This window comes from Plantibacter sp. CFBP 8775 (assembly GCF_014839505.1).
In the GTDB taxonomy this organism is placed as follows: Bacteria; Actinomycetota; Actinomycetes; order Actinomycetales; family Microbacteriaceae; genus Plantibacter; species Plantibacter auratus.
The window spans coordinates 1,704,151-1,723,059 of sequence record NZ_JACYNV010000001.1 but is presented as its reverse complement, the minus strand read 5'-3'; the positions used below and the strand labels follow the sequence as shown (position 1 = coordinate 1,723,059).

Genomic DNA, 18,909 nt, shown 5'->3' with positions numbered 1-18,909 from the left:
CCACGCAAGGAGAAGACATGCCCGTCGCCACCCCGGAACAGTACGCAGCGATGCTCGATAAGGCGAAGTCGAACGGGTTCGCGTACCCGGCGTTCAACGTCTCGAGCAGCCAGACCATCAACTCCGTCCTCCAGGGCCTCACCGAGGCCGGTTCCGACGGCATCATCCAGGTCACCACGGGCGGCGCCGACTACTTCGCCGGCCACACCGTGAAGAACCGTGCCGCCGGCGCGATCGCCTTCGCGAAGTTCGCGACCGAGGTCGCCAAGAACTACCCCGTCACCGTCGCGCTCCACACCGACCACTGCCCGAAGGACGCGCTCGACGGCTTCGTCATGCCGCTCATCGCCGCGTCCGAAGAAGAGGTGAAGGCCGGTCGCAACCCGATCTTCCAGTCCCACATGTGGGACGGCTCGGCGGTCCCGCTCACGGAGAACCTCGAGATCGCGACCGAGATGCTCAAGCGCACCAAGGCCATCAACGCCATCCTCGAGGTCGAGATCGGCGTCGTCGGCGGCGAAGAGGACGGCGTCAGCCACGACATCAACGAGCACCTGTACACGACGCTCGACGACGCCATCGCGACCGTCGAGGCGCTCGGCCTCGGCGAGCAGGGTCGCTACATGGCCGCCCTCACCTTCGGCAACGTGCACGGGGTCTACAAGCCCGGCAACGTCAAGCTCCAGCCCGAGCTGTTGAAGACCATCCAGGACGGCCTCACCGCCAAGTACGGCCACGGCCCCAAGCCGCTCGACCTCGTCTTCCACGGCGGGTCCGGTTCCACCGACGCCGAGATCGCCGAGGCCGTCGCGAACGGTGTCGTCAAGATGAACATCGACACCGACACGCAGTACGCGTTCACGCGCTCGATCGCCGGCTACATGCTGTCGAACTACGAGGGCGTGCTGAAGCTCGACGGCGAGGTCGGCAACAAGAAGGTCTACGACCCCCGCGCCTGGGGCAAGGTCGCCGAGTCGGCGATGGCCGCTCGCGTCCTGGAGTCGACGAAGCAGCTCGGCTCGTACGGCACCAGCACCTCCTAGTCACCTGCACCAACAGAACGGGCCCGGCATCGCTGCCGGGCCCGTTCTTCGTGTGTGGACGACTACGGCTGCTGCGAGCGGACGTACTCCATGAACGCCGGGTCGGCACCCATGGCCACGGCGAGACAGATCACCACGACCAGGTTCGCCGCGACACCGGCGACGAGCGGGATCCAGAAGGTCAGTCGACCCGCGCGGAGCGACCGGCTCGACAGGATGATGGCGCCCACCCACAGGGCGATCTGGAGACCGAGCGCCAGGATGCCCATGGCGCTCGCGAGACCGTCCGAGGAGTACCCCGAGACACCCATCTGCACGAGTGCGGGGCGGATCAGGCCGGGGAGGTCGAGCAGGCCCGGCATGGTCACGATCATGCCGACGAGGCCGAGTCCGAGCAGGATCGACGTCGCAATGCGGTCTCCGGCGACGGGTCGTCTGGCGGCCACGGTCGGAGCGCCCGGCTGCACCACCCCAGGCTCACGCGTCTGCTCGCGCAGGGTCGGCTCCTGCTGCTGCCGCGGTTGCCGCTCGACGGGGACGACCGGCGCGATGCCGAGCTCCTCCGCCCGCTGTTCGTCGATGGGCTCGGCGATCCGGGCACGCTGCTCCTCGGGGGACGCGTACTCACCGAACTGCGGACGGGGGCGGGATTCGCTCATGGTCGACGCCCTCCCAGGGCGCGCGGATCGGTCGTGCCGGCAAGGTCTTTGCGCAGCTCCTTCGGCAGGGAGAACATGAGGTCCTCCTCGGCCGTCTTGACTTCCTGCACCGCGCCGTAGCCGGCTCCGGAGAGTTCTTCCAGGACCTCGTCGACGAGGACCTCCGGCACGGAGGCGCCGCTGGTGACACCGACCGTGACGACGCCGTCGAGCCAGGCCTGCTGGATCTCGTGCGCGTAGTCGACGCGGTAGGCGGCCTTCGCGCCGTATTCGAGCGCAACCTCCACGAGGCGCACCGAGTTCGACGAGTTCGCCGACCCGACCACGATCACGAGGTCTGCGTCCTGGGCCACCTTCTTGATGGCGACCTGACGGTTCTGGGTCGCGTAGCAGATGTCGTCGCTCGGCGGATCCTGGAGCTTCGGGAACCGCTCGCGCAGGCGGCGGACCGTCTCCATGGTCTCGTCCACCGACAGCGTGGTCTGCGAGAGCCACACGACCTTGTCGGGGTCGGCGACGACGAGGTCGTCGACGGCTTCCGGGCTCGTCACGAGCGTGACGTGGTCGGGCGCTTCACCGGCCGTCCCCTCGACCTCCTCGTGCCCCTCGTGTCCGATGAGCAGGATCTCGTAGTCGTCGCGGGCGAAGCGCACGGCCTCGCGGTGGACCTTGGTGACGAGCGGGCAGGTGGCGTCGATCGCGAGCAGCCCGCGGTCGGCGGCGGCATCGACCACGGCGGGCGAGACGCCATGCGCACTGAAGACGATGTGCGCGCCGGACGGCACCTCGTCGACCTCTTCGACGAACACCGCGCCCTGGGCCTCGAGCTGATCGACGACGTGCACGTTGTGGACGATCTGCTTCCGGACGTACACCGGCGCGCCATAGTGCTCGAGCGCCTTCTCGACGGCGACGACCGCACGGTCCACGCCGGCGCAGTAACCACGAGGGGCGGCGAGCAGGACGCGCTTCTCGCCGGCGACGGGGAGGTCAGCGAGGCGTCCGGCGATGCGTCGGAGCCTCGGCATGCCGAGGCCGATGGCTGGGGCGTCGCGGAGATCGGTCACGTGTGGATTCTACGCGGCAGCGCTCGGGAGTCGGCCGTGAACGGCCGGGTGGTCCGCGACCCCGCGCCGTCGGTGCTCGCGGCTAGGCTTGAGGGATGAGCGATGCACCGGCCACCATGGAAGCCCCCTGGCCGGTCGCGCTCCTCGGCACGAAGCTCCGCGACTACATCGACCGTCTCGGCACGGTCTGGGTCGAGGGCGAGATCACGCAGTGGGGAGCCTCGGGCGGCAACGTCTACGGCAAGCTCAAAGACCTCGAGATCGATGCGACGGTCGGGTTCACCATCTGGTCGTCCGTCCGCGCGAAGATCCCCGCCGACCTCAAGCAGGGCGACCACGTGGTCGCGTTGGTCAAGCCGAACTACTGGCTCAAGGGCGGCACGCTCACCATGCAGGTCATGGCGATGAAGCACGTCGGCATCGGCGACCTCCTCGAGCGACTCGAACGACTCCGTCGGCAGCTCGCCGAAGAGGGGCTCTTCGACGCGTCGCGCAAGCGGCCGCTCCCATTCCTCCCGCAGTGCATCGGGCTGGTCACCGGCAAGGACTCCGACGCCGAGAAGGACGTCCTGCGCAACGCGGAGCTGCGCTGGCCGTCGGTCCGGTTCCGCGTCGTACACGCCGCCGTCCAGGGCGACCGCACCCCTGGCGACGTCGTGAGCGCTCTGCAGACGCTCGACGCCGACCCCGAGGTCGACGTCATCATCGTCGCTCGCGGCGGTGGCGACTTCCAGAACCTCCTCGGGTTCAGCGACGAACGCGTGGTCCGAGCCGCGGCCGCCTGCACCACGCCCCTCGTGAGCGCCATCGGCCACGAGGCGGACCGCCCGCTGCTCGACGACGTCGCCGACCTCCGCGCCTCCACACCGACCGACGCCGCCAAGCGGGTCGTCCCCGACGTCGCGGAGGAGTTCGCTCGCGTGCAGCAGGCCCGCGTCCGGTTGTCCTCCCGGGTGACCTCCTTGCTCGGTCACGAGATCGACCGACTCGCGACCCTCCGCACCCGTCCCGCGCTCGCCGACCCGTCCTGGATCGTCGACTCACGGGCGGACGAGCTGACCCGCACGGTCGCCAGGGGTGCCGAGCTCATCGACCGCGCCGTCGAGCGCTCCCAGCGCGAGGTGACGGAACTCCGCGCGCACCTCCGCGCCCTGTCGCCGCAGCGCACGCTCGACCGCGGCTACGCCATCGTCCAGCGAGCGGACCCGGAGGCCGGCGTCCCGGGCGGCGCGGTCGTCCGTGCGGCGGGCGACGCCCCCGCCGGCACGGACCTCCTGGTCACCCTCGCCTCCGGCGCGATCGGCGCCTCCAGTACCGGCCCGGCCACGGCTGCCGCCCGGACCGACGACGAATAGGATAGAAGCATGCCAACCCCCTCCGATGTCCAGGAGCTCAGCTATGAGCAGGCACGCGACGAGCTCGTGCGTGTCGTGTCCGAGCTGGAGCAGGGCTCGGCGTCGCTCGAGGACTCCCTCCGGCTCTGGGAGCGCGGTGAACAGCTCGCCCAGCGCTGCGAGGAGTGGCTGATCGGCGCGAAGGCACGGCTGGACGCGGCTCGCGCCGCCCAGCTCGGATCCGGCACTCCGGACGCATCGCGGTGAAGGACACCAAGCCGCCGCGCGTCGTGGCCGAGCTCGGCCGCCCCGAGACGCCGCAGGAGACCGCCGACCGCAAGGCGGAGAACTCCCGCCTCTACCGCTCGCGCAAGACCGTCAACAACCTCGTCCTGTCGCTCCTGGCCACGGTCGGCCTCGTGGTCGTGATCGTGCTCGCCGTGCCCCGAGGTGAGGCCCCGGAACGCCCGACCGTCGACTACGCGCAGCTCGCCGGCCAGGCGCAGCCCGACCTCCCCGTCCCGCTCCTCACCCCCGAGCTCGGCGACGACTGGGGCAGCAACTACGCCGACGTCCGCACCGCAGCCTCACCGGTCGCCGGCACACCCGACATCCGCTCCTGGAACGTCGGGCTCATCTCCCCCGACGACGAGTTCGTCGGCCTCGTCCAAGGCGTGGACGCCAACGACACCTGGCTCCTCGCCGAGCTCGACGAAGCCCGGCCCACCGGAACCGTCACCATCGACGGCGTCGAGTGGGTCGAATACGCGAACGGCAGCGGCTCCGAAGACGGTAACGTCGCGTACGCCCTGTCGACCGTCGCCGGTCGGAGCACGATCGCCGTGTTCGGCACGGCGAAGCCCGAGTACGTCCTCGATGTCGCACGCTCCGTGCGCACCGGGGTCACCGCCAACCTCGACGCCCCGTCGGGCGCCCCTGCAGAAACGGACTCAGAATGACCCAGAAGCGCCCCGGTGCCGTCTGGCGCGAGATGCAGCGCGGCAACGCGCGGTTCGTCGCCGGTCAGCCCGCCCACCCCCGCCAGGACGTCGAACGCCGCGCCACGCTCGCGCACTCCCAGGCCCCGGAGGCGGTCATCTTCGGCTGCTCCGACTCCCGCCTCGCGGCCGAGATCATCTTCGACAAGGGACTCGGCGACCTCTTCGTCGTCCGCAACGCCGGCCAGATCGTCTCCGACTCGGTGCTCGGCACCCTGGAGTACGCCGTCGGCGTCCTGCAGGTCCCGCTCATCCTCGTGCTCGCGCACGACGAGTGCGGCGCCGTCCGCGCGGCCATCGACTCGCAGATCGAGGACGCAACGCCGCTCCCCCCGTACATCGACCAGCTGATCCAGCAGATCGTCCCCGCCGTGAGTGCGGTCGCCGGCCCTGCACCGATCGACGCCGCCTCCGTCGACACCTCCGAGGTCGGACGACGCCACCTCCGCCGCACCGTCATGGAGGTCGTCTCGCGCTCCGAGCTCATCAGCGACGCCGTGGCGGCCGGGACGGTCGCCATCATCGGCGCGAACTACAAGCTCCTCGAGGGCACCGCCGTCGCCGACATCGTGATCGGCGACGTCACCGTCCCCGAATGACCTCCACTCCGCTCACCGACCGGTCGAGCGCAGCACCACCGCAATCGCACGAAGGAGAACGAACAGCGTGGTAGACACCTCAGCAACCGAGTACCGCATCGAACACGACACCATGGGCGAGGTGCGGGTCCCCGCGAACGCGCTCTACGGTGCGCAGACGCAGCGGGCCGTCGAGAACTTCCCGATCTCGGGCAGCGGGCTCGAGTCGGCGCAGATCGCCTCGCTGGCCCGGATCAAGAAGTCCGCGGCACTCGCGAACGCCAAGCTCGGCGTCCTCGACCAGGGTGTCGCCGACGCGATCGCAGCAGCAGCCGACGAGGTCATCACCGGCGCACACGACGCGCAGTTCCCGGTCGACACCTACCAGACCGGCAGCGGCACCTCGTCGAACATGAACATGAACGAGGTCCTGGCGACGCTCGCGAGCGCGCGCCTCGGCAGCCCGGTGCACCCCAACGACCACGTCAACGCCTCGCAGTCCTCCAACGACGTCTTCCCGACCTCGGTGCACATCGCGGTCACGAGCGCCCTCATCGACGACCTCATCCCGGCCCTCGACCACCTGGCCGTGTCGCTCGAGCGCAAGGCCGAGCTGTGGAAGACCGCGGTGAAGCCGGGCCGGACGCACCTCATGGACGCCACGCCGGTCACCCTCGGCCAGGAGTTCGGTGGCTACGCCCGCCAGATGCGTCTCGGCATCGAGCGCGTGCGCACGGCGCTCCCCCGCGTCGCGGAGGTCCCGCTCGGCGGAACCGCGACGGGCACCGGCATCAACACGCCGAAGGGCTTCCCCCAGCTCGTCATCGAGCTGCTCGCGCAGGAGACCGAGCTGCCCATCACCGAGGCCCAGGACCACTTCGAGGCTCAGGGCGCACGCGACGGACTCGTCGACGCCTCGGGAGCCCTCCGGGTCATCGCGGTGAGCCTCACCAAGATCTGCAACGACCTCCGCTGGATGGGCTCGGGCCCGAACACCGGTCTCGGCGAGCTGCACATCCCCGACCTCCAGCCGGGATCCTCGATCATGCCCGGCAAGGTGAATCCCGTGATCCCGGAGGCCGTCCTGATGGTCGGCGCCCGGGTCATCGGCAACGACGCGACCATCGCCTGGGCCGGCGCCTCGGGCTCCTTCGAGCTCAACGTGGCGATCCCGGTCATGGGCACGGCGCTCCTCGAGAGCATCCGTCTCCTGTCGAACGCGACCCGGGTCCTCGCAGACAAGACCGTCGACGGCCTCGAGGCCAACCTCGACCGCGCCGCGGCACTCGCCGGCTCCTCGCCCTCGATCGTCACTCCGCTGAACAAGATCATCGGCTACGAGTCGGCGGCGAAGATCGCCAAGCACTCCGTCGCCAAGGGCCTCACCGTCCGCGAGGCCGTCGTCGACCTCGGGTTCGTCGAACGCGGCGAGATCACGGAGGAGCAGCTCGACACGGCGCTCGACGTGCTCTCGATGACGCACCCCGGCTGAGTCGACCAGCTCGTCGAACGACAGAACGGCCCCGGAACCCTCGCGGTTCCGGGGCCGTCTCCGTCCGTGTGGTCACGCCGAGGCGGCGATCGCGCTCCAGCAGCCGAGGAGCAGGAACGGGCCGAACGGGATGCGCGTGCGCCAACCGGCGGAGCCACCACGGAAGCGCGCGAGAAGCACGACGACCACACCCGCGAGGCCGGCCGAGGAGACCGACACCACCGCGAAGAGCAGTACCGCGGACGTCCCGAAGCAGCCGACCGCGAGGCCGAGCAGCGCGCCGAGCTTCACGTCCCCCATGCCCAGCCCACCGAAGACGGCGCACGTGTACAGGACGGCGCCGACCGCGAACCCCATCAGGAGCGGTTCGAGCGGGGCCACCTGACGCACTGCGGCATCGACCGCCGTGAGCGGCACCGCGATGGCGAGCGCCGGCAGCACGAGACGGTTCGGGAGCCGCCGCTCCGCGACGTCGATGCGCACGAGCGGCGGCGTGATGCAGGCGAGCCATACGAACACGATGCCGACCGGACGCGGGTCGGGGCCGAGCCGGGCCACGGTGACTGCCACGAGCAGCAGCGTCGAGCCGGCCATCGCCGCGGTGGCGACACGCGGGCGGAGCCGCCTGCCGGTGGAGGTCGGTCGCGAGGGCATCCCGTCAGGATAGGAGGATCCTCATGCCGGCCCTCGGCGTTCTCCACAGGCGGCCGGGGCCGGCGGAGCGAGCCTCGCGAGCCCGCTCCGCCGACGGCCGCTAGGCCAGTTCGTTCCCCTCGAGCATCTCGGTCACGAGTGCCGCGATGGCCGAGCGCTCCGAGCGCGTCAGCGTGACGTGCGCGAACAGCGGGTGCCCCTTGAGCGTCTCGATCACCGAGGCGACGCCGTCGTGTCGGCCGACGCGCAGGTTGTCGCGCTGCGCGACGTCGTGCGTGAGGACGACCCGCGAGTTCTGCCCGATCCGGCTGAGGACCGTGAGGAGGACGTTGCGCTCGAGCGACTGCGCCTCATCGACGATCACGAAGGCGTCGTGGAGCGACCGGCCGCGGATGTGCGTCAGCGGGAGCACCTCGAGGATGCCCCGTTCGACCACCTCGTCGAGCACGTTCTGCGAGACGACCGCGCCGAGCGTGTCGAAGATCGCCTGTCCCCAGGGGTTCATCTTCTCGCCCTGGTCGCCGGGCAGGTACCCGAGCTCCTGGCCGCCGACCGCGTACAGCGGCCGGAACACCATGATCTTCTTGTGCGCCTGTCGCTCGAGGACGGCCTCCAGACCCGCGCAGAGGGCGAGCGCGGACTTCCCCGTCCCTGCTCGACCTCCCAGCGAGAGGATACCGATCTCGGGGTCGAGCAGGAGGTCGATCGCGAGCCGCTGCTCGGCCGAGCGTCCGTGCAGACCGAAGACGTCGCGGTCGCCGCGGACGAGCTTGTAGCTCCGCTTGCCCGTGACCCGTCCGAGTGCGGATCCCCGGTCGGAGTGGATCACGAGGCCCGTGTTGATCGGCAGGTCCTCGATGATCGGCGTCGTCCCCTCCTCGCGCTCCCACAGCGTGCTCATGTCCTCGGAGCCGAGGGTGATCTCGGACATGCCCGTCCAGCCGGAGTCGACCGCGAGTTCCGCCCGGTACTCCTCCGCCTGCAGACCGATGGAGGCCGCCTTGACGCGCAGTGGCAGGTCCTTGGACACGACCGTGACCGTCAGGCCGTCGTTCGCCAGGTTCAGCGCGACCGCGAGGATGCGCGAGTCGTTGTCGCCGAGCTGGAGACCGGATGGCAGCGAGGCCATGCTCGAGTGGTTGAGTTCGACCCGCAGGGATCCGCCGTCACCGACGGGGATCGGGAAGTCGAGGCGTTCGTGCTCGATGCGGAGCTCGTCGAGGATGCGGAGTGCCTGACGTGCGAAGTAGCCGATCTCGGGGTCGTTGCGCTTGCCCTCGAGCTCGCTGATGACGACGACCGGGATGACGACGGCGTGCTCGGCGAACCGGAAGAGCGCCTTGGGGTCCGACAGCAGCACGGAGGTGTCGAGCACGTAGGTGATCTCGGCCTGCGCCTGATCTCCCCCGCTCGCCGTGTGGTCGGCGGGTCGCCGGCTCGGTCTCGTCGACGCGTCCCGCGTCTCGGTCCCGGCTGACGTGTTCTGGATTTCTCGCGAGGCCACAACCACTCCCACCCCGAGCATCTGATGCTCGGATCACTGTGCGAAACGGCCGCCTGCAGGGTTTCGAGCCGAACTTGTGTGGCCGTCTCGACCGGGCTCCATGCCCGATGAGATGAACGTACGTCCGGCCGCCGACATCGACGCGACGACACGCCCCGTGTCCTGTTACGGGGAGGTGAACAGATGGGGGCCGTCTCCTGGCCCGCCGGTGGTCGGACGGCGGCTCAGTAGTTCGCGGCCGTCGCGAACGAGAGCAACGCACCGCGCAGCTGGTCCAGCGTCTGCCGGCTGGTACCGGCGTGCACGCTGAGCCGCACGGCCCCGGCGCGGATCGTCGCGGTGACGCCGTGGTTCTCGAGCGAGGTCCACAGCGTGTCGAGGACGGACTCCTCCGGCTCCAGGACGACGATGCCCGCGCGTTCGTGCTCGTCTCGCGAGGAGACCACCGCGACGCCGAACTCGTCCGCGAGCTCGATCACCTCGGCCGTGAGCTCGGCGATCGCGGCGTGGACCGTCGCGGTGCCGACGGCGACCGTGTCCTCCAACGAAGCCGCGAACCGTGCTGCTGCAAGTGGGTCGGGCCTGGTGATCGAGTACGCGCGCGCCGATCGGCTCGGTGCCGGGGTCGCGCTGAACGGCCAGGGCTCGTCGGTGCCGGTCACGCCGGAGAAGACCGGCTCGAGTCGCTCGACGGCGCGGTCGCTCAGGGCGAGGAACCCGGTGCCCCAGCCCGCCCGCATCCACTTCTGCCCGCCCGAGGCGACCACGTCGGCGACGGCGTAGGGGGCGTCGACCACACCGAAGCCCTGGATGGCGTCGACGATCAGGAGGCGGTCGCCGATCACCTCGCGGACGGCTTCGAGGTCGCAGACGTATCCGGTGCGGTAGTCGACGAGGCTCACGGCCACGGCGGTGACGGTGTCGTCCAGCTGCTCGCGCACGCTCTCGGCCGTCACGTGTCCGCGTCGCGTCTCGAGCCATCTCGGCGTGAGCAGGTGCCGGTGCTCGGCGGCCCGCTCCGCGGCGAGCGGCAGCGTGGGGTATTCCAGGCGGGAGAGCAGGACCGTGCCGCTCAGGCCGAACATCGCGTGCATGAGGCCCTGCGAGGTGTTGGGCTGGGCGACGACCTGGTCGGCTCGGAACCCGGTGAGCGTCCCGACGGCGGTCCGCATCCGTTCGTCCTGCCCGTCGACCGCGCCGAGCGTGCCGGGGGTCGCGCTCGCGAGCACGTCGTTCCAGCGGGCGGCCTCGAGGACGACGGACGCGGCCAACGGACCGACACTGCCGTAGTTGAGATAGCCGTCGACCTCACCGAATCCCGCTTGGAACGTCTCCAAGCGGGACGCCGTCTCCGGCTCGTCCGGCTCCGAGGCGGGCGTGGATCGGCTCATCCGCCGAACCGTCGCTGCCGCCTGGAGAAGTCGCGGAGGGCGCGGAGGAAGTCGACCTCGCGGAGGTCGGGCCCGAGCGCCTCGACGAAGTAGAACTCGCTGTGGGCGCTCTGCCAGAGCATGAAGTCGCTCATCCGCTGTTCGCCGCTGGTGCGGATGACGAGGTCGGGGTCGGGCTGGCCTCCCGTGTAGAGGTGCTCACCGATGAGGTCGGGGGTGAGCAGCGCCGCGAGATCTTCCAGGCTCCGACCCTCGAGGTGGTGCTTGGCGACGATCGCGCGCATCGCGTCCACGATCTCGGTCCTGCCGCCGTAGCCGACCGCGAGGTTGATGTGCATGCCGGAACGGTCGGCCGTGCGCTCCTCGGCACTCGTCAACGCCGTGCGGAGCGACTCCGGGAGCCCCTCGCTCGAACCGACGTGCTTCACGCGCCAGTCACGGTAGTGCGACAGCCCCTCGGCGAGGTCGGCGATGATGTCGACGAGGTCGTCCAGCTCGTCCGGTGCGCGGTTCACCAGGTTGTCGCTCGACAGCAGGTACAGGGTGACGACGCCGATGCCGAGGTCGTCGCACCAGGTCAGGAACTCGCGCATCTTCGCCGCACCGGCCCGGTGTCCGTGCGCCGCGGTGTCGTACCCGAGCTGCTTGGCCCACCGCCGGTTGCCGTCGATGATCATCGCGACATGGTGCGGCAGCGTCTGCGGAGTGAGCGCCTTCCGGAGGCGGCGTGCGTAGACGCCGTACAGGAAGCCGTCCACCGGTGCGGAATGCCTCGTCATCACCCTGCAACGCTAGTGCAGTTTCCTGCATCGCTCCCAGTACGCGTTCCGTGCCACCCCGTATCCTGGACCCATGACGAGTGGAGATCCCGAGCTGCCGAAGCTGCCGTTGCTCGAGGTCGCCGCCGACGATGCCGCCGCACCGGAGGAGGTCAAACCGACCTGGCGCGGATGGCTGCACGCCGGGATCTTCCCCATCTCGATCGTCGCCGGGATCGTCCTCGTCGTGCTCGCACAGGGTGCGGCAGCGAAGTGGAGTTCGACGGTGTTCGTGCTCACCTCGATGCTGCTCTTCGGGAACTCGGCGCTGTACCACCGGTTCTCCTGGCGCCCCTCGGTCAAGCTCCTCCTCAAGCGGATCGACCACGCCAACATCTTCCTGTTGATCGCCGGCACCTACACGCCGCTCGCCGTGCTCGCGCTACCACCGGCGCAGGGCAACCTCCTGCTCGTGCTCGTCTGGGGCGGCGCGCTCCTCGGCATCGGTTTCCGCGTGTTCTGGATCAACGCCCCGCGGTGGCTCTACGTCCCGCTCTACCTGGCGCTCGGGTGGGGTGCGGTCGCGTACCTCGGCGACATCGCCCGCGGCAACTTCGCCACGATGGTGCTCGTCGCCGCCGGTGGCCTGTTCTACACGGTCGGCGCGGTCATGTACGCGATGAAGCGACCGAACCCCTGGCCGGGGCGGTTCGGGTTCCACGAGCTGTTCCACCTGTGCACGGTGCTCGCGTTCCTCTGCCACTGGACCGGGATCCTGCTGATCGCGATCGACCCGGTCTACAACCGCTGACGACCCGCGGCCCGGCGAGGCGTCGCGGCGGTGGTGTCAGCGGGCCGACTGGTCCGACGGCGGGCGAGGGTCGTCCTCGACGCCTGCGGGGGTCGCCTCACCGGCGTCGCTCCCCGCGCGGTCCGCGGCTGCCCGCTCGGCGACCTCGGCCTGGAGCCGCTCGTCGATCTCCGCGCGGTAGTTGACCCGGCGCACACGACGCACCATGTCGATGACGAGGAAGACGACGACGCCGGCGATGGCGAAGGTGATCACGAAGCCCCACGGTCCCGGCGTCACCTGGTTCTCGTCGAACGCCGGCGAGGGCGACGGCGACGGCGTGACCGCCAACAGGACCTCGGTGAACAGGTGGTGCATCATGCGGTTCCTTCGCTGGTGTCGATGCCGTCGAACAGCTCCGACTCTGGGGTGGTCGACGCGACGTGCGACGTGACCAGTTGGTAGTCCTCGAACGGCCATGCGGCACGGAGGACGTCGTTGGGCCAGAAGAAGAACGGTGAGTCTGGCGGCACCTGGCTGCCGTGCGCCCGGAGCGCGGCGTCGCGCGCCTCGAAGAAGTCGCCGACGCGCACATGCGTCGTCGCGAGATCGGGCCGGCCGGCCATCCACTCGCGCATCTCGGCCAGTCGCTCGACCGCCGGGTCGTCGGGGTGGTGCTCCAGCAGGTAGGCGTACACGGCCTCGAGCCGGGCGGGGCTGAACGAGCGGTCGTAGTACAGCTTGTCGACGCGCCAAGGCTCACCCGCTTCGGGATAGCGCGTGGGATCGGCCGCCGCTTCGAACGCGGCGACGCTCACCTCGTGACACCGGATGTGGTCGGGGTGCGGGTAGCCGCCGTTCTCGTCGTAGGTGATGATGACCTGCGGCCGGAAGGAGCGGACGATGCGCACGAGCACACCGGTCGAGACCTCGAGGGGGATGTCGGCGAAGCTCGCGGGTGGGACCGTACCGTCGTCGCGGGCCATCCCGCTGTCCTGGTAACCGAGCCATCGGTGCTCGATGTCGAGGATCTCCTGCGCCGCGGCCATCTCGAGGCGACGGTAGCCGGGGAGATCGCGCTCGATCATCGCGACGTCGGCGAGCCCTGGGTTCTGGAGGTCGCCGCGTTCACCACCCGTGCAGCTGACGACCATGACCTCGGCGCCGAGGCTCCGGTAGTGCGCGAGGGTCGCCGCCCCCTTGCTCGACTCGTCGTCGGGGTGCGCGTGCACGGCGAGCAGTCTCATGGTCATGGTGCTCCGCCTTCCGGCTGGTCTGCGCGAGGGGACCGCTTCGCGACTCGTGACGTGACGACGCGGTCGGGACTCCGCATCCAGGAAGAGGCAATACGCTTGAGGTGTCGGCCTCGAGGCGTCTCGCACTCCTGGTCCAGCTTAACCGTTCGAACCGGAGCCCGTGACGTGACCTCTCCCCTGCAGGATGCCGGCCCTCAGGACGCCATCGCGGCGCGATACGGACGCACCCCTGGTAACCGTGCCCGCGACCGCCGCCTGATCTGGCTGGCCGCCGCAGCGTTCGCCGTCGTCTTCATCGCGTGGGTCGTGTGGGCCGGTCTCGACGGCAGTCGGCCGAGCATCGAGTCGCGCAACACGGCGCACGAGATCGTCGACGACACGATGGTCAGCGTGTCCTTCGAGGTCACCGGTCCGCAGGACACCCCCATGGCCTGCTCGGTCCAGGCGCTCAACGAGCAGTTCGCGGTCGTCGGATGGAAGGTCGTCGAGCTGCCGCCGTCCGAGCAGCGCACCCGCACGTTCACGGAGAGCGTCCGCACCACGGAGCTCAGTAACACCGGCGTCGTCGACACCTGTTGGGTGGTCGAGCACCGTTCCTGACCCACGACGGCGTCGGCGCGTGCGCCGCACTCCCGCGCCGATCGTGCGATACTCGAAGGCAGTACTTCATACGCCCCGGCACTCCGCCGGGGCGTCTGGCATATGACGGGCGTTTCGGCCGTCGTGTGCGGACCCACCATGCAAAGGAGTTCCATCGTGTCCGAGCAGATCCAGGAGACGTTCCTCACCCAGCAGGCCTTCGACCGGCTGCAGGCGGAACTCGAGCACCTCAGCACGACGGGCCGCGAGGAGATCGCCAAGCGCATCGAAGCGGCTCGCGAAGAGGGCGACCTCAAGGAGAACGGCGGCTACCACGCCGCGAAGGACGAGCAGGGCAAGCAGGAGGCCCGCATCCGGACGCTCACGCAGATGCTGCGCGACGCCAAGGTGAGCGAGGCACCGCAGTCCAGCGGCGTCGTGGAGTCCGGCACCGTCATCACGGCCGTCGTCGCGGGCGGCGAGGAGCGGTTCCTCCTTGGCAGCCGCGAGATCGCCGGCAACACCGACCTCGACGTCTACAGCGAGGGCAGCCCGCTCGGCGCCGCCATCCTCGGTCTGAAGATCGGCGAGAAGACCACCTACGAGGCGCCGAACGGCAAGGAGATCACCGTGTCGATCAGCGCGGTGGAGACCTACACCGGTTCCTGATCCGGCAGGTCGCGCCTTCGCGACCGACCAGACTCAGCAGGGCCCCGCCGACACGGCGGGGCCCTGCTGCGTTCCGGCAGTCGGATCAGTCGTCGACGATCTGCGGGTCGTACCCCGCCTCGCGGAGCGTCTGCACGACGAGGTCGCGGTGGTCGGGCCCGCGCGTCTCGATGCTGAGTTCGAGTTCGACGTCGCTGATCTGCAGGCCGTGGCCGTGCCGGGTGTGCAGCACCTCGATGACGTTCGCGTTGGCCTGCGCGACGAGCTCCGCCGTCCGTGCGAGCTGCCCCGGTCGGTCGGGCAGCGGGATGCGCAGCGTCAGGTAGCGGTCCGACGCCGCGAGGCCGTGGCTGACGACCCGCTGCAGCAGGAGCGGGTCGATGTTGCCGCCGGAGAGGATGGTGACCGTCGTGCCGGTCGGCTCGATCTTCCCGGCCAGGATCGCCGCGACACCGGCGGCTCCGGCAGGTTCGACGACGAGCTTGGCGCGCTCGAGGAGGACGACGATCGCCCGGGCGAGGTCGTCCTCGCTGACGGTGACGACCTCGTCGACGAGGGCGCTGATCATCTCGAAGTTGAGCACACCGGGACGGGCCACGGCGATGCCGTCGGCGATGGTCGGCTGCACGGTGATGGTCGTCGGGGTTCCGGCTTCCAGCGACGCCGGGTACGCGGCCGCGTTCGCCGCCTGGACGCCGATCACACGGATGGTGCGTCCTTCGAGGGCCGCTCGCTGCTTCATGACCCCCGCGACACCCGAGATGAGCCCGCCGCCGCCGATCGGCACGATCACGGTCTCGACGTCGGGGACCTCCTCGAGGATCTCGAGCCCGAGCGTGCCCTGCCCGGTGATGACGTCCGGGTGGTCGAACGGCGGGATGAGGATGGCACCGGTCTCCGCGGCGAACTCGGCGGCCGCGATCAGCGGTTCCGCCACCGTGTGGCCGCGCAGGATGACGTGCGCACCGTAGTCGCGCGTGGCGGCGAGCTTCGGGAGCGGGACGCCGACCGGCATGAAGATGGTCGCGGTGATGCCGAGCTCACGGGCGGCGAAGGCGACACCCTGCGCGTGGTTGCCCGCCGAGGCGGCGACGACGCCGCGCGCCCGCTCCTCGGGGGTCAGGCTGGACATGCGGTTGTACGCGCCGCGGATCTTGTAGGAGCCGGTCCGCTGGAGGTTCTCGCACTTGAGGTGCACGGGCACGCCGAGGACGTCGGCGAGGTAGCGGGAGCTCTCCATCGGCGTGCGCTGGACGGTGCCGACGAGGGTGTCCCTGGCTCGCTCGAACGCGGCGAGCGACGGGCCGGGGAACACGGGGGTGGTGGTCGTTGTATCGGTCATGGTGTGCGGGGTCCTGGACTTTCTGGGGACGAGGTCTCTCGGAGGTCTTCGCTGGGGTGCTGGGGCTCCTGATCGCCTGGGCGATCCTGCGGCTCGTGGGACGAGCGGGAGCCCGGACGGATTCGCCTGGGGGTCGGGACGGTCTGCCAGATGGCGCCGTCTGCGTCCGGTTCCGGCGGAGCACTGCCGCCGGTCCGCCAGGTGCCGCTGGCGATGGTGTGGACCATCACGTTGATCACGGCCACCACGGGCACCGCGAACAGGGCGCCGGGGATGCCGGCGACGAGCGTGCCGCCCGCGACGGCGAGGACGACGGCGAGCGGGTGGACCTTGACGGCCGTACCCATGATGAGCGGCTGCAGGACGTGCCCCTCGAGCTGCTGGACGAGGAGCACGACGCCGAGCATGAGCAGCGCGATGACGGGACCGTTGTAGACGAGCGCGAGGAAGACGGCAACGGCTCCGGTCACCACGGCGCCGACGATCGGCACGAACGAGCCGAGGAAGACGAGCACGGCCACCGGGATCGCGAGCGGGACGCCGAGGAAGAACGCGCCGAGTCCGATACCGACCGCATCGATCGAGGCCACGAGGATCTGTGTGCGGACGTAGTTGCCGAGCGTCCGCCACCCTGCGCGACCGGCGCTGTCGACGGCGGGGCGTGCCCGCTGCGGGAAGACGCGCACCGTCCAACGCCAGATCGTCCGTCCGTCGATGAGCATGAACAGCAGGCAGAAGAGCGTCAGGAAGACGCCCGTCGCGACATGGCCGAGCGTCGAACCGATCGACAGGGCGCCTGAGAGCAGGACCTGGCTGTCCTGCTGGAGCGAGTCGAACGCCTGGGCGATGAAGCCGTTGAGCTGTGTCTCGGTCACGTGCAGCGGGCTGGCGAGCAGGAAGGCCTTGAAGTCGCCGTAGGCGGTCATGGTGCGGGCCTGCACGGAGGCGAACTGCGAGGTGATCTGCGAGATGGCGAGGAAGATCAGTCCGCTCACCACGGAGAGCGTGCCGACCATCGCGAGCGCGATGGCGAGACCCTTCGGCCAGCGGTGCCGCACCAGGACGTCGACGACGGGCTTCAGGAGCGCGGAGACGAGGACGGCGATGAGCAGCGGGATCACGATGAGGCGGAGCTGCACGACGAGGAAGACGAGCAGCGCGACGACCGCGGCCACCAGCAGGATCCGCCAGGACCACGCTGCGGCCACGCGCATGCCGCGCGGGACGCTACTCGACCCGCTCAGGTCCGGTTCGCGCACGGGCGAGGCCGCTTCGGGAAGGAAGCGTCCCCACCAGGTCTTCGGAGTGTCGTCCGCCATTGCTCAAGTGTATGGCTGGCACATGCCGGTGAGCGCATGCGGACGTCGGTCGGGCGGCGGTGCTTCCGCCGGTGCACGGCGGGTGTCCGACGCCGGTGCTAGCGTCGGGCCGTGTCCGCTTCCCTCTCCCCCGCCCTCGCCCGACGGATCGCGCTCGGTGCGCAAGGGTTCGGCGCCCCGCAGCGCACGACTCCGGCGGGTACCCGCACCCTGCGCTCGACGATCGATCGCCTGGGTCTCCTGCAGATCGACTCCGTCAACGTGTTCGAGCGCAGTCACTACCTGCCGCTGTTCGCAAGGCTCGGCGGGTACGACAAGACACTGCTCGATCGACTGACCCTCGGAGCCGACGCGCCCTACCTCGAGTACTGGGCGCATGAAGCCGCCTTCATCCCCCGCGACTCGTGGCCGCTGTTCCGGTGGCGGATGGACGCGCACCGCGCGAAGCATGCCGGCGACGAGACCACCTGGGCGAGCCAGAACACGGAGATGTTGGACTGGGTGCGAGCACTCCTGCGCGTCGAGGGGCCGCTGAAGGCGAGCGAGATCGAGCACGATGCGAACGTCCGCCGCGGACCATGGTGGGGCTGGTCCGATGTGAAGCGGGCGTTGGAGGTCCTGTTCCTCTATGGCGAGGTGGTCACGGCCGGTCGCGACCGGTTCGAACGCCGGTACGCGCTGGCCGAGCAGGTGCTGCCGCAGCACCTCCTCGACCTCGAGGTCGCCCGGCCCGACGCGATCCGTGCGCTCGTCGAGCAGGCCGCGGCAGCGCAGGGCGTCGCGACCGTCGCGGACCTCGCGGACTACTTCCGGATCAAGCCGCAGACCGCCGTCCGCCGAGCGGTCGACGAGCTCGTGGACGCCGGTGTCCTCGAACCCGTGACCGTGGCCGGCTGGGACCGACGCGGTGGCCCGCAGGAGGCGTGGCTGCACCGCGACGCCCGACGGCCGCGACGGATCGAAGGGGCCGCGCTGCTCAGCCCGTTCGACCCGGTCGTCTGGTTCCGTGAACGCGCCCTCCGCATGTTCGGACTCCACTACCGGATCGAGATCTACACGCCGGAGCCCAAGCGCGTTTACGGCTACTACGTGCTACCGGTCCTCATCGACGGCGAGATCGTCGCGCGCGTCGATCTCAAGAGCGACCGCCAGGCCGGGGTCCTGCGGGTCCAGTCCGCCTGGTTCGAGCGTGGACACCAGGATGCCGTCGCCAGAGGGCTTCGTCCCGTCGCCGACAACGCGATCGCGGGACGCCTCGCGGAGCTCCTCGCACAGACGGCCCGCTGGCAGGGACTCGACGCGGTGGTCGTTGTCGACCGCGGGACGCTGGCGGCGCCTCTCGCGCATGCGGTCGGTACCCGGCTCCTCCCCGGCTCGCGCGCGTCGGAGATGGGTACTACTCCCCATGCTCAGGAGGCGCAATCACTCTCAGGGGATGCACACCGACTGCTAAGTTGATGAGCACCTTCATGGTCC

Annotated in this window: 20 protein-coding genes; 10 read left to right on the top strand and 10 right to left on the bottom strand. The window is 70.0% G+C overall.

Features of this window, described 5'->3' with window-relative positions:
• Positions 1–17 precede the first annotated feature (17 nt).
• Complete coding sequence (gene fbaA / locus IFR14_RS08185; protein ID WP_085510491.1) at positions 18–1,043, top strand: class II fructose-bisphosphate aldolase; 1,026 nt, start codon at positions 18–20, stop codon at positions 1,041–1,043.
• Positions 1,044–1,105: 62 nt separating this feature from the next.
• Here fbaA and IFR14_RS08180 read toward each other — a convergent pair whose 3' ends face one another.
• Together IFR14_RS08180 and IFR14_RS08175 are read right to left on the bottom strand one after the other, a co-directional pair.
• Positions 1,106–1,702, bottom strand: a complete 597-nt coding sequence (locus tag IFR14_RS08180) for a DUF6264 family protein (protein ID WP_191940767.1) — start codon at positions 1,700–1,702, stop codon at positions 1,106–1,108.
• Entirely contained in the window at positions 1,699–2,730 is a 1,032-nt protein-coding gene (locus IFR14_RS08175) for a 4-hydroxy-3-methylbut-2-enyl diphosphate reductase (RefSeq protein ID WP_071261248.1), read from the bottom strand. The genes IFR14_RS08180 and IFR14_RS08175 overlap by 4 nt, the downstream gene beginning before the upstream one ends.
• Positions 2,731–2,864: 134 nt before the next feature.
• Between IFR14_RS08175 and xseA the strand changes: the two genes are divergently transcribed.
• The 5 genes from xseA to IFR14_RS08150 all read left to right on the top strand — a co-directional run bounded on the left by xseA (position 2,865) and on the right by IFR14_RS08150 (position 7,171).
• Positions 2,865–4,124, top strand: coding sequence for an exodeoxyribonuclease VII large subunit (gene xseA / locus IFR14_RS08170; RefSeq protein ID WP_191940766.1), 1,260 nt, complete (start codon positions 2,865–2,867; stop codon positions 4,122–4,124).
• A gap of 9 nt (positions 4,125–4,133) precedes the next feature.
• The gene (locus IFR14_RS08165) at positions 4,134–4,370 is read left to right on the top strand and encodes an exodeoxyribonuclease VII small subunit (protein WP_064296575.1); all 237 of its coding nucleotides are present in this window, start codon (positions 4,134–4,136) and stop codon (positions 4,368–4,370) included.
• Positions 4,367–5,062 carry a DUF4245 family protein gene (locus tag IFR14_RS08160; protein WP_191940765.1) on the top strand — a complete coding sequence of 232 codons (696 nt, stop codon included), beginning with the start codon at positions 4,367–4,369 and terminating at the stop codon, positions 5,060–5,062. Before IFR14_RS08165 ends, IFR14_RS08160 begins: the two co-directional genes overlap by 4 nt.
• Positions 5,059–5,700, top strand: coding sequence for a carbonic anhydrase (locus IFR14_RS08155; protein WP_064296442.1), 642 nt, complete (start codon positions 5,059–5,061; stop codon positions 5,698–5,700). Before IFR14_RS08160 ends, IFR14_RS08155 begins: the two co-directional genes overlap by 4 nt.
• Before the next feature lie 67 nt (positions 5,701–5,767).
• Positions 5,768–7,171: a class II fumarate hydratase gene (locus tag IFR14_RS08150; RefSeq protein ID WP_082455866.1), complete on the top strand. Its 1,404-nt coding sequence runs from the start codon at positions 5,768–5,770 to the stop codon at positions 7,169–7,171.
• A gap of 72 nt (positions 7,172–7,243) precedes the next feature.
• Here IFR14_RS08150 and IFR14_RS08145 read toward each other — a convergent pair whose 3' ends face one another.
• The 4 genes from IFR14_RS08145 to IFR14_RS08130 all read right to left on the bottom strand — a co-directional run bounded on the left by IFR14_RS08145 (position 7,244) and on the right by IFR14_RS08130 (position 11,499).
• A complete protein-coding gene (locus IFR14_RS08145; protein ID WP_191940764.1) occupies positions 7,244–7,825 on the bottom strand; it encodes a prepilin peptidase in 582 nt (193 codons plus the stop codon).
• Between the two features lie 100 nt (positions 7,826–7,925).
• The gene (locus tag IFR14_RS08140) at positions 7,926–9,350 is read right to left on the bottom strand and encodes a PhoH family protein (protein ID WP_086473691.1); all 1,425 of its coding nucleotides are present in this window, start codon (positions 9,348–9,350) and stop codon (positions 7,926–7,928) included.
• A gap of 203 nt (positions 9,351–9,553) precedes the next feature.
• On the bottom strand, positions 9,554–10,720 hold the full coding sequence (locus IFR14_RS08135; protein ID WP_191940763.1) for an aminotransferase class V-fold PLP-dependent enzyme: 1,167 nt from the start codon (positions 10,718–10,720) through the stop codon (positions 9,554–9,556).
• Positions 10,717–11,499: an isoprenyl transferase gene (locus IFR14_RS08130; RefSeq protein ID WP_191940762.1), complete on the bottom strand. Its 783-nt coding sequence runs from the start codon at positions 11,497–11,499 to the stop codon at positions 10,717–10,719. The genes IFR14_RS08135 and IFR14_RS08130 overlap by 4 nt, the downstream gene beginning before the upstream one ends.
• Positions 11,500–11,572: 73 nt before the next feature.
• Here IFR14_RS08130 and trhA point away from each other — a divergent pair, with 73 nt between their 5' ends.
• Positions 11,573–12,289 (top strand): PAQR family membrane homeostasis protein TrhA, encoded by a 717-nt coding sequence (trhA, locus tag IFR14_RS08125; protein WP_079705497.1) that lies wholly within the window; start codon positions 11,573–11,575, stop codon positions 12,287–12,289.
• 36 nt (positions 12,290–12,325) lie between these two features.
• On the opposite strand, the gene IFR14_RS08120 is transcribed toward trhA, so the two are convergent.
• Positions 12,326–12,649, bottom strand: coding sequence for a hypothetical protein (locus IFR14_RS08120; protein ID WP_249406902.1), 324 nt, complete (start codon positions 12,647–12,649; stop codon positions 12,326–12,328).
• A complete protein-coding gene (gene mca / locus IFR14_RS08115) occupies positions 12,646–13,521 on the bottom strand; it encodes a mycothiol conjugate amidase Mca (RefSeq protein ID WP_079706259.1) in 876 nt (291 codons plus the stop codon). The genes IFR14_RS08120 and mca overlap by 4 nt, the downstream gene beginning before the upstream one ends.
• Positions 13,522–13,689: 168 nt before the next feature.
• Between mca and IFR14_RS08110 the strand changes: the two genes are divergently transcribed.
• Both IFR14_RS08110 and greA read left to right on the top strand, forming a co-directional pair.
• Positions 13,690–14,124, top strand: coding sequence for a DUF4307 domain-containing protein (locus IFR14_RS08110; protein ID WP_158596544.1), 435 nt, complete (start codon positions 13,690–13,692; stop codon positions 14,122–14,124).
• A gap of 156 nt (positions 14,125–14,280) precedes the next feature.
• On the top strand, positions 14,281–14,772 hold the full coding sequence (gene greA / locus IFR14_RS08105; RefSeq protein ID WP_229938696.1) for a transcription elongation factor GreA: 492 nt from the start codon (positions 14,281–14,283) through the stop codon (positions 14,770–14,772).
• Between the two features lie 85 nt (positions 14,773–14,857).
• Here the strand turns inward: greA and ilvA are convergent, their stop codons facing one another.
• On the bottom strand, positions 14,858–16,114 hold the full coding sequence (ilvA, locus tag IFR14_RS08100) for a threonine ammonia-lyase (RefSeq protein WP_137241989.1): 1,257 nt from the start codon (positions 16,112–16,114) through the stop codon (positions 14,858–14,860).
• Positions 16,111–17,433 carry an AI-2E family transporter gene (locus IFR14_RS08095; protein ID WP_191940761.1) on the bottom strand — a complete coding sequence of 441 codons (1,323 nt, stop codon included), beginning with the start codon at positions 17,431–17,433 and terminating at the stop codon, positions 16,111–16,113. Before IFR14_RS08095 ends, ilvA begins: the two co-directional genes overlap by 4 nt.
• 111 nt (positions 17,434–17,544) lie before the next feature.
• Between IFR14_RS08095 and IFR14_RS08090 the strand changes: the two genes are divergently transcribed.
• Positions 17,545–18,891 carry a DNA glycosylase AlkZ-like family protein gene (locus IFR14_RS08090; protein ID WP_191940760.1) on the top strand — a complete coding sequence of 449 codons (1,347 nt, stop codon included), beginning with the start codon at positions 17,545–17,547 and terminating at the stop codon, positions 18,889–18,891.
• Positions 18,892–18,909 lie beyond the last annotated feature (18 nt).

Bases quoted from the DNA above. Each gene is read 5' to 3' on its own strand.
- fbaA (WP_085510491.1), top strand. From the start codon at position 18: ATGCCCGTCGCCACCCCGGAACAGTACGCAGCGATGCTCGATAAGGCG.
- IFR14_RS08180 (WP_191940767.1), bottom strand. From the start codon at position 1,702: ATGAGCGAATCCCGCCCCCGTCCGCAGTTCGGTGAGTACGCGTCCCCC.
- IFR14_RS08175 (WP_071261248.1), bottom strand. From the start codon at position 2,730: ATGCCGAGGCTCCGACGCATCGCCGGACGCCTCGCTGACCTCCCCGTC.
- xseA (WP_191940766.1), top strand. From the start codon at position 2,865: ATGAGCGATGCACCGGCCACCATGGAAGCCCCCTGGCCGGTCGCGCTC.
- IFR14_RS08165 (WP_064296575.1), top strand. From the start codon at position 4,134: ATGCCAACCCCCTCCGATGTCCAGGAGCTCAGCTATGAGCAGGCACGC.
- IFR14_RS08155 (WP_064296442.1), top strand. From the start codon at position 5,059: ATGACCCAGAAGCGCCCCGGTGCCGTCTGGCGCGAGATGCAGCGCGGC.
- IFR14_RS08145 (WP_191940764.1), bottom strand. From the start codon at position 7,825: ATGCCCTCGCGACCGACCTCCACCGGCAGGCGGCTCCGCCCGCGTGTC.
- IFR14_RS08140 (WP_086473691.1), bottom strand. From the start codon at position 9,350: ATGCTCGGGGTGGGAGTGGTTGTGGCCTCGCGAGAAATCCAGAACACG.
- IFR14_RS08135 (WP_191940763.1), bottom strand. From the start codon at position 10,720: ATGAGCCGATCCACGCCCGCCTCGGAGCCGGACGAGCCGGAGACGGCG.
- IFR14_RS08130 (WP_191940762.1), bottom strand. From the start codon at position 11,499: ATGACGAGGCATTCCGCACCGGTGGACGGCTTCCTGTACGGCGTCTAC.
- trhA (WP_079705497.1), top strand. From the start codon at position 11,573: ATGACGAGTGGAGATCCCGAGCTGCCGAAGCTGCCGTTGCTCGAGGTC.
- IFR14_RS08120 (WP_249406902.1), bottom strand. From the start codon at position 12,649: ATGATGCACCACCTGTTCACCGAGGTCCTGTTGGCGGTCACGCCGTCG.
- mca (WP_079706259.1), bottom strand. From the start codon at position 13,521: ATGACCATGAGACTGCTCGCCGTGCACGCGCACCCCGACGACGAGTCG.
- ilvA (WP_137241989.1), bottom strand. From the start codon at position 16,114: ATGACCGATACAACGACCACCACCCCCGTGTTCCCCGGCCCGTCGCTC.
- IFR14_RS08095 (WP_191940761.1), bottom strand. From the start codon at position 17,433: ATGGCGGACGACACTCCGAAGACCTGGTGGGGACGCTTCCTTCCCGAA.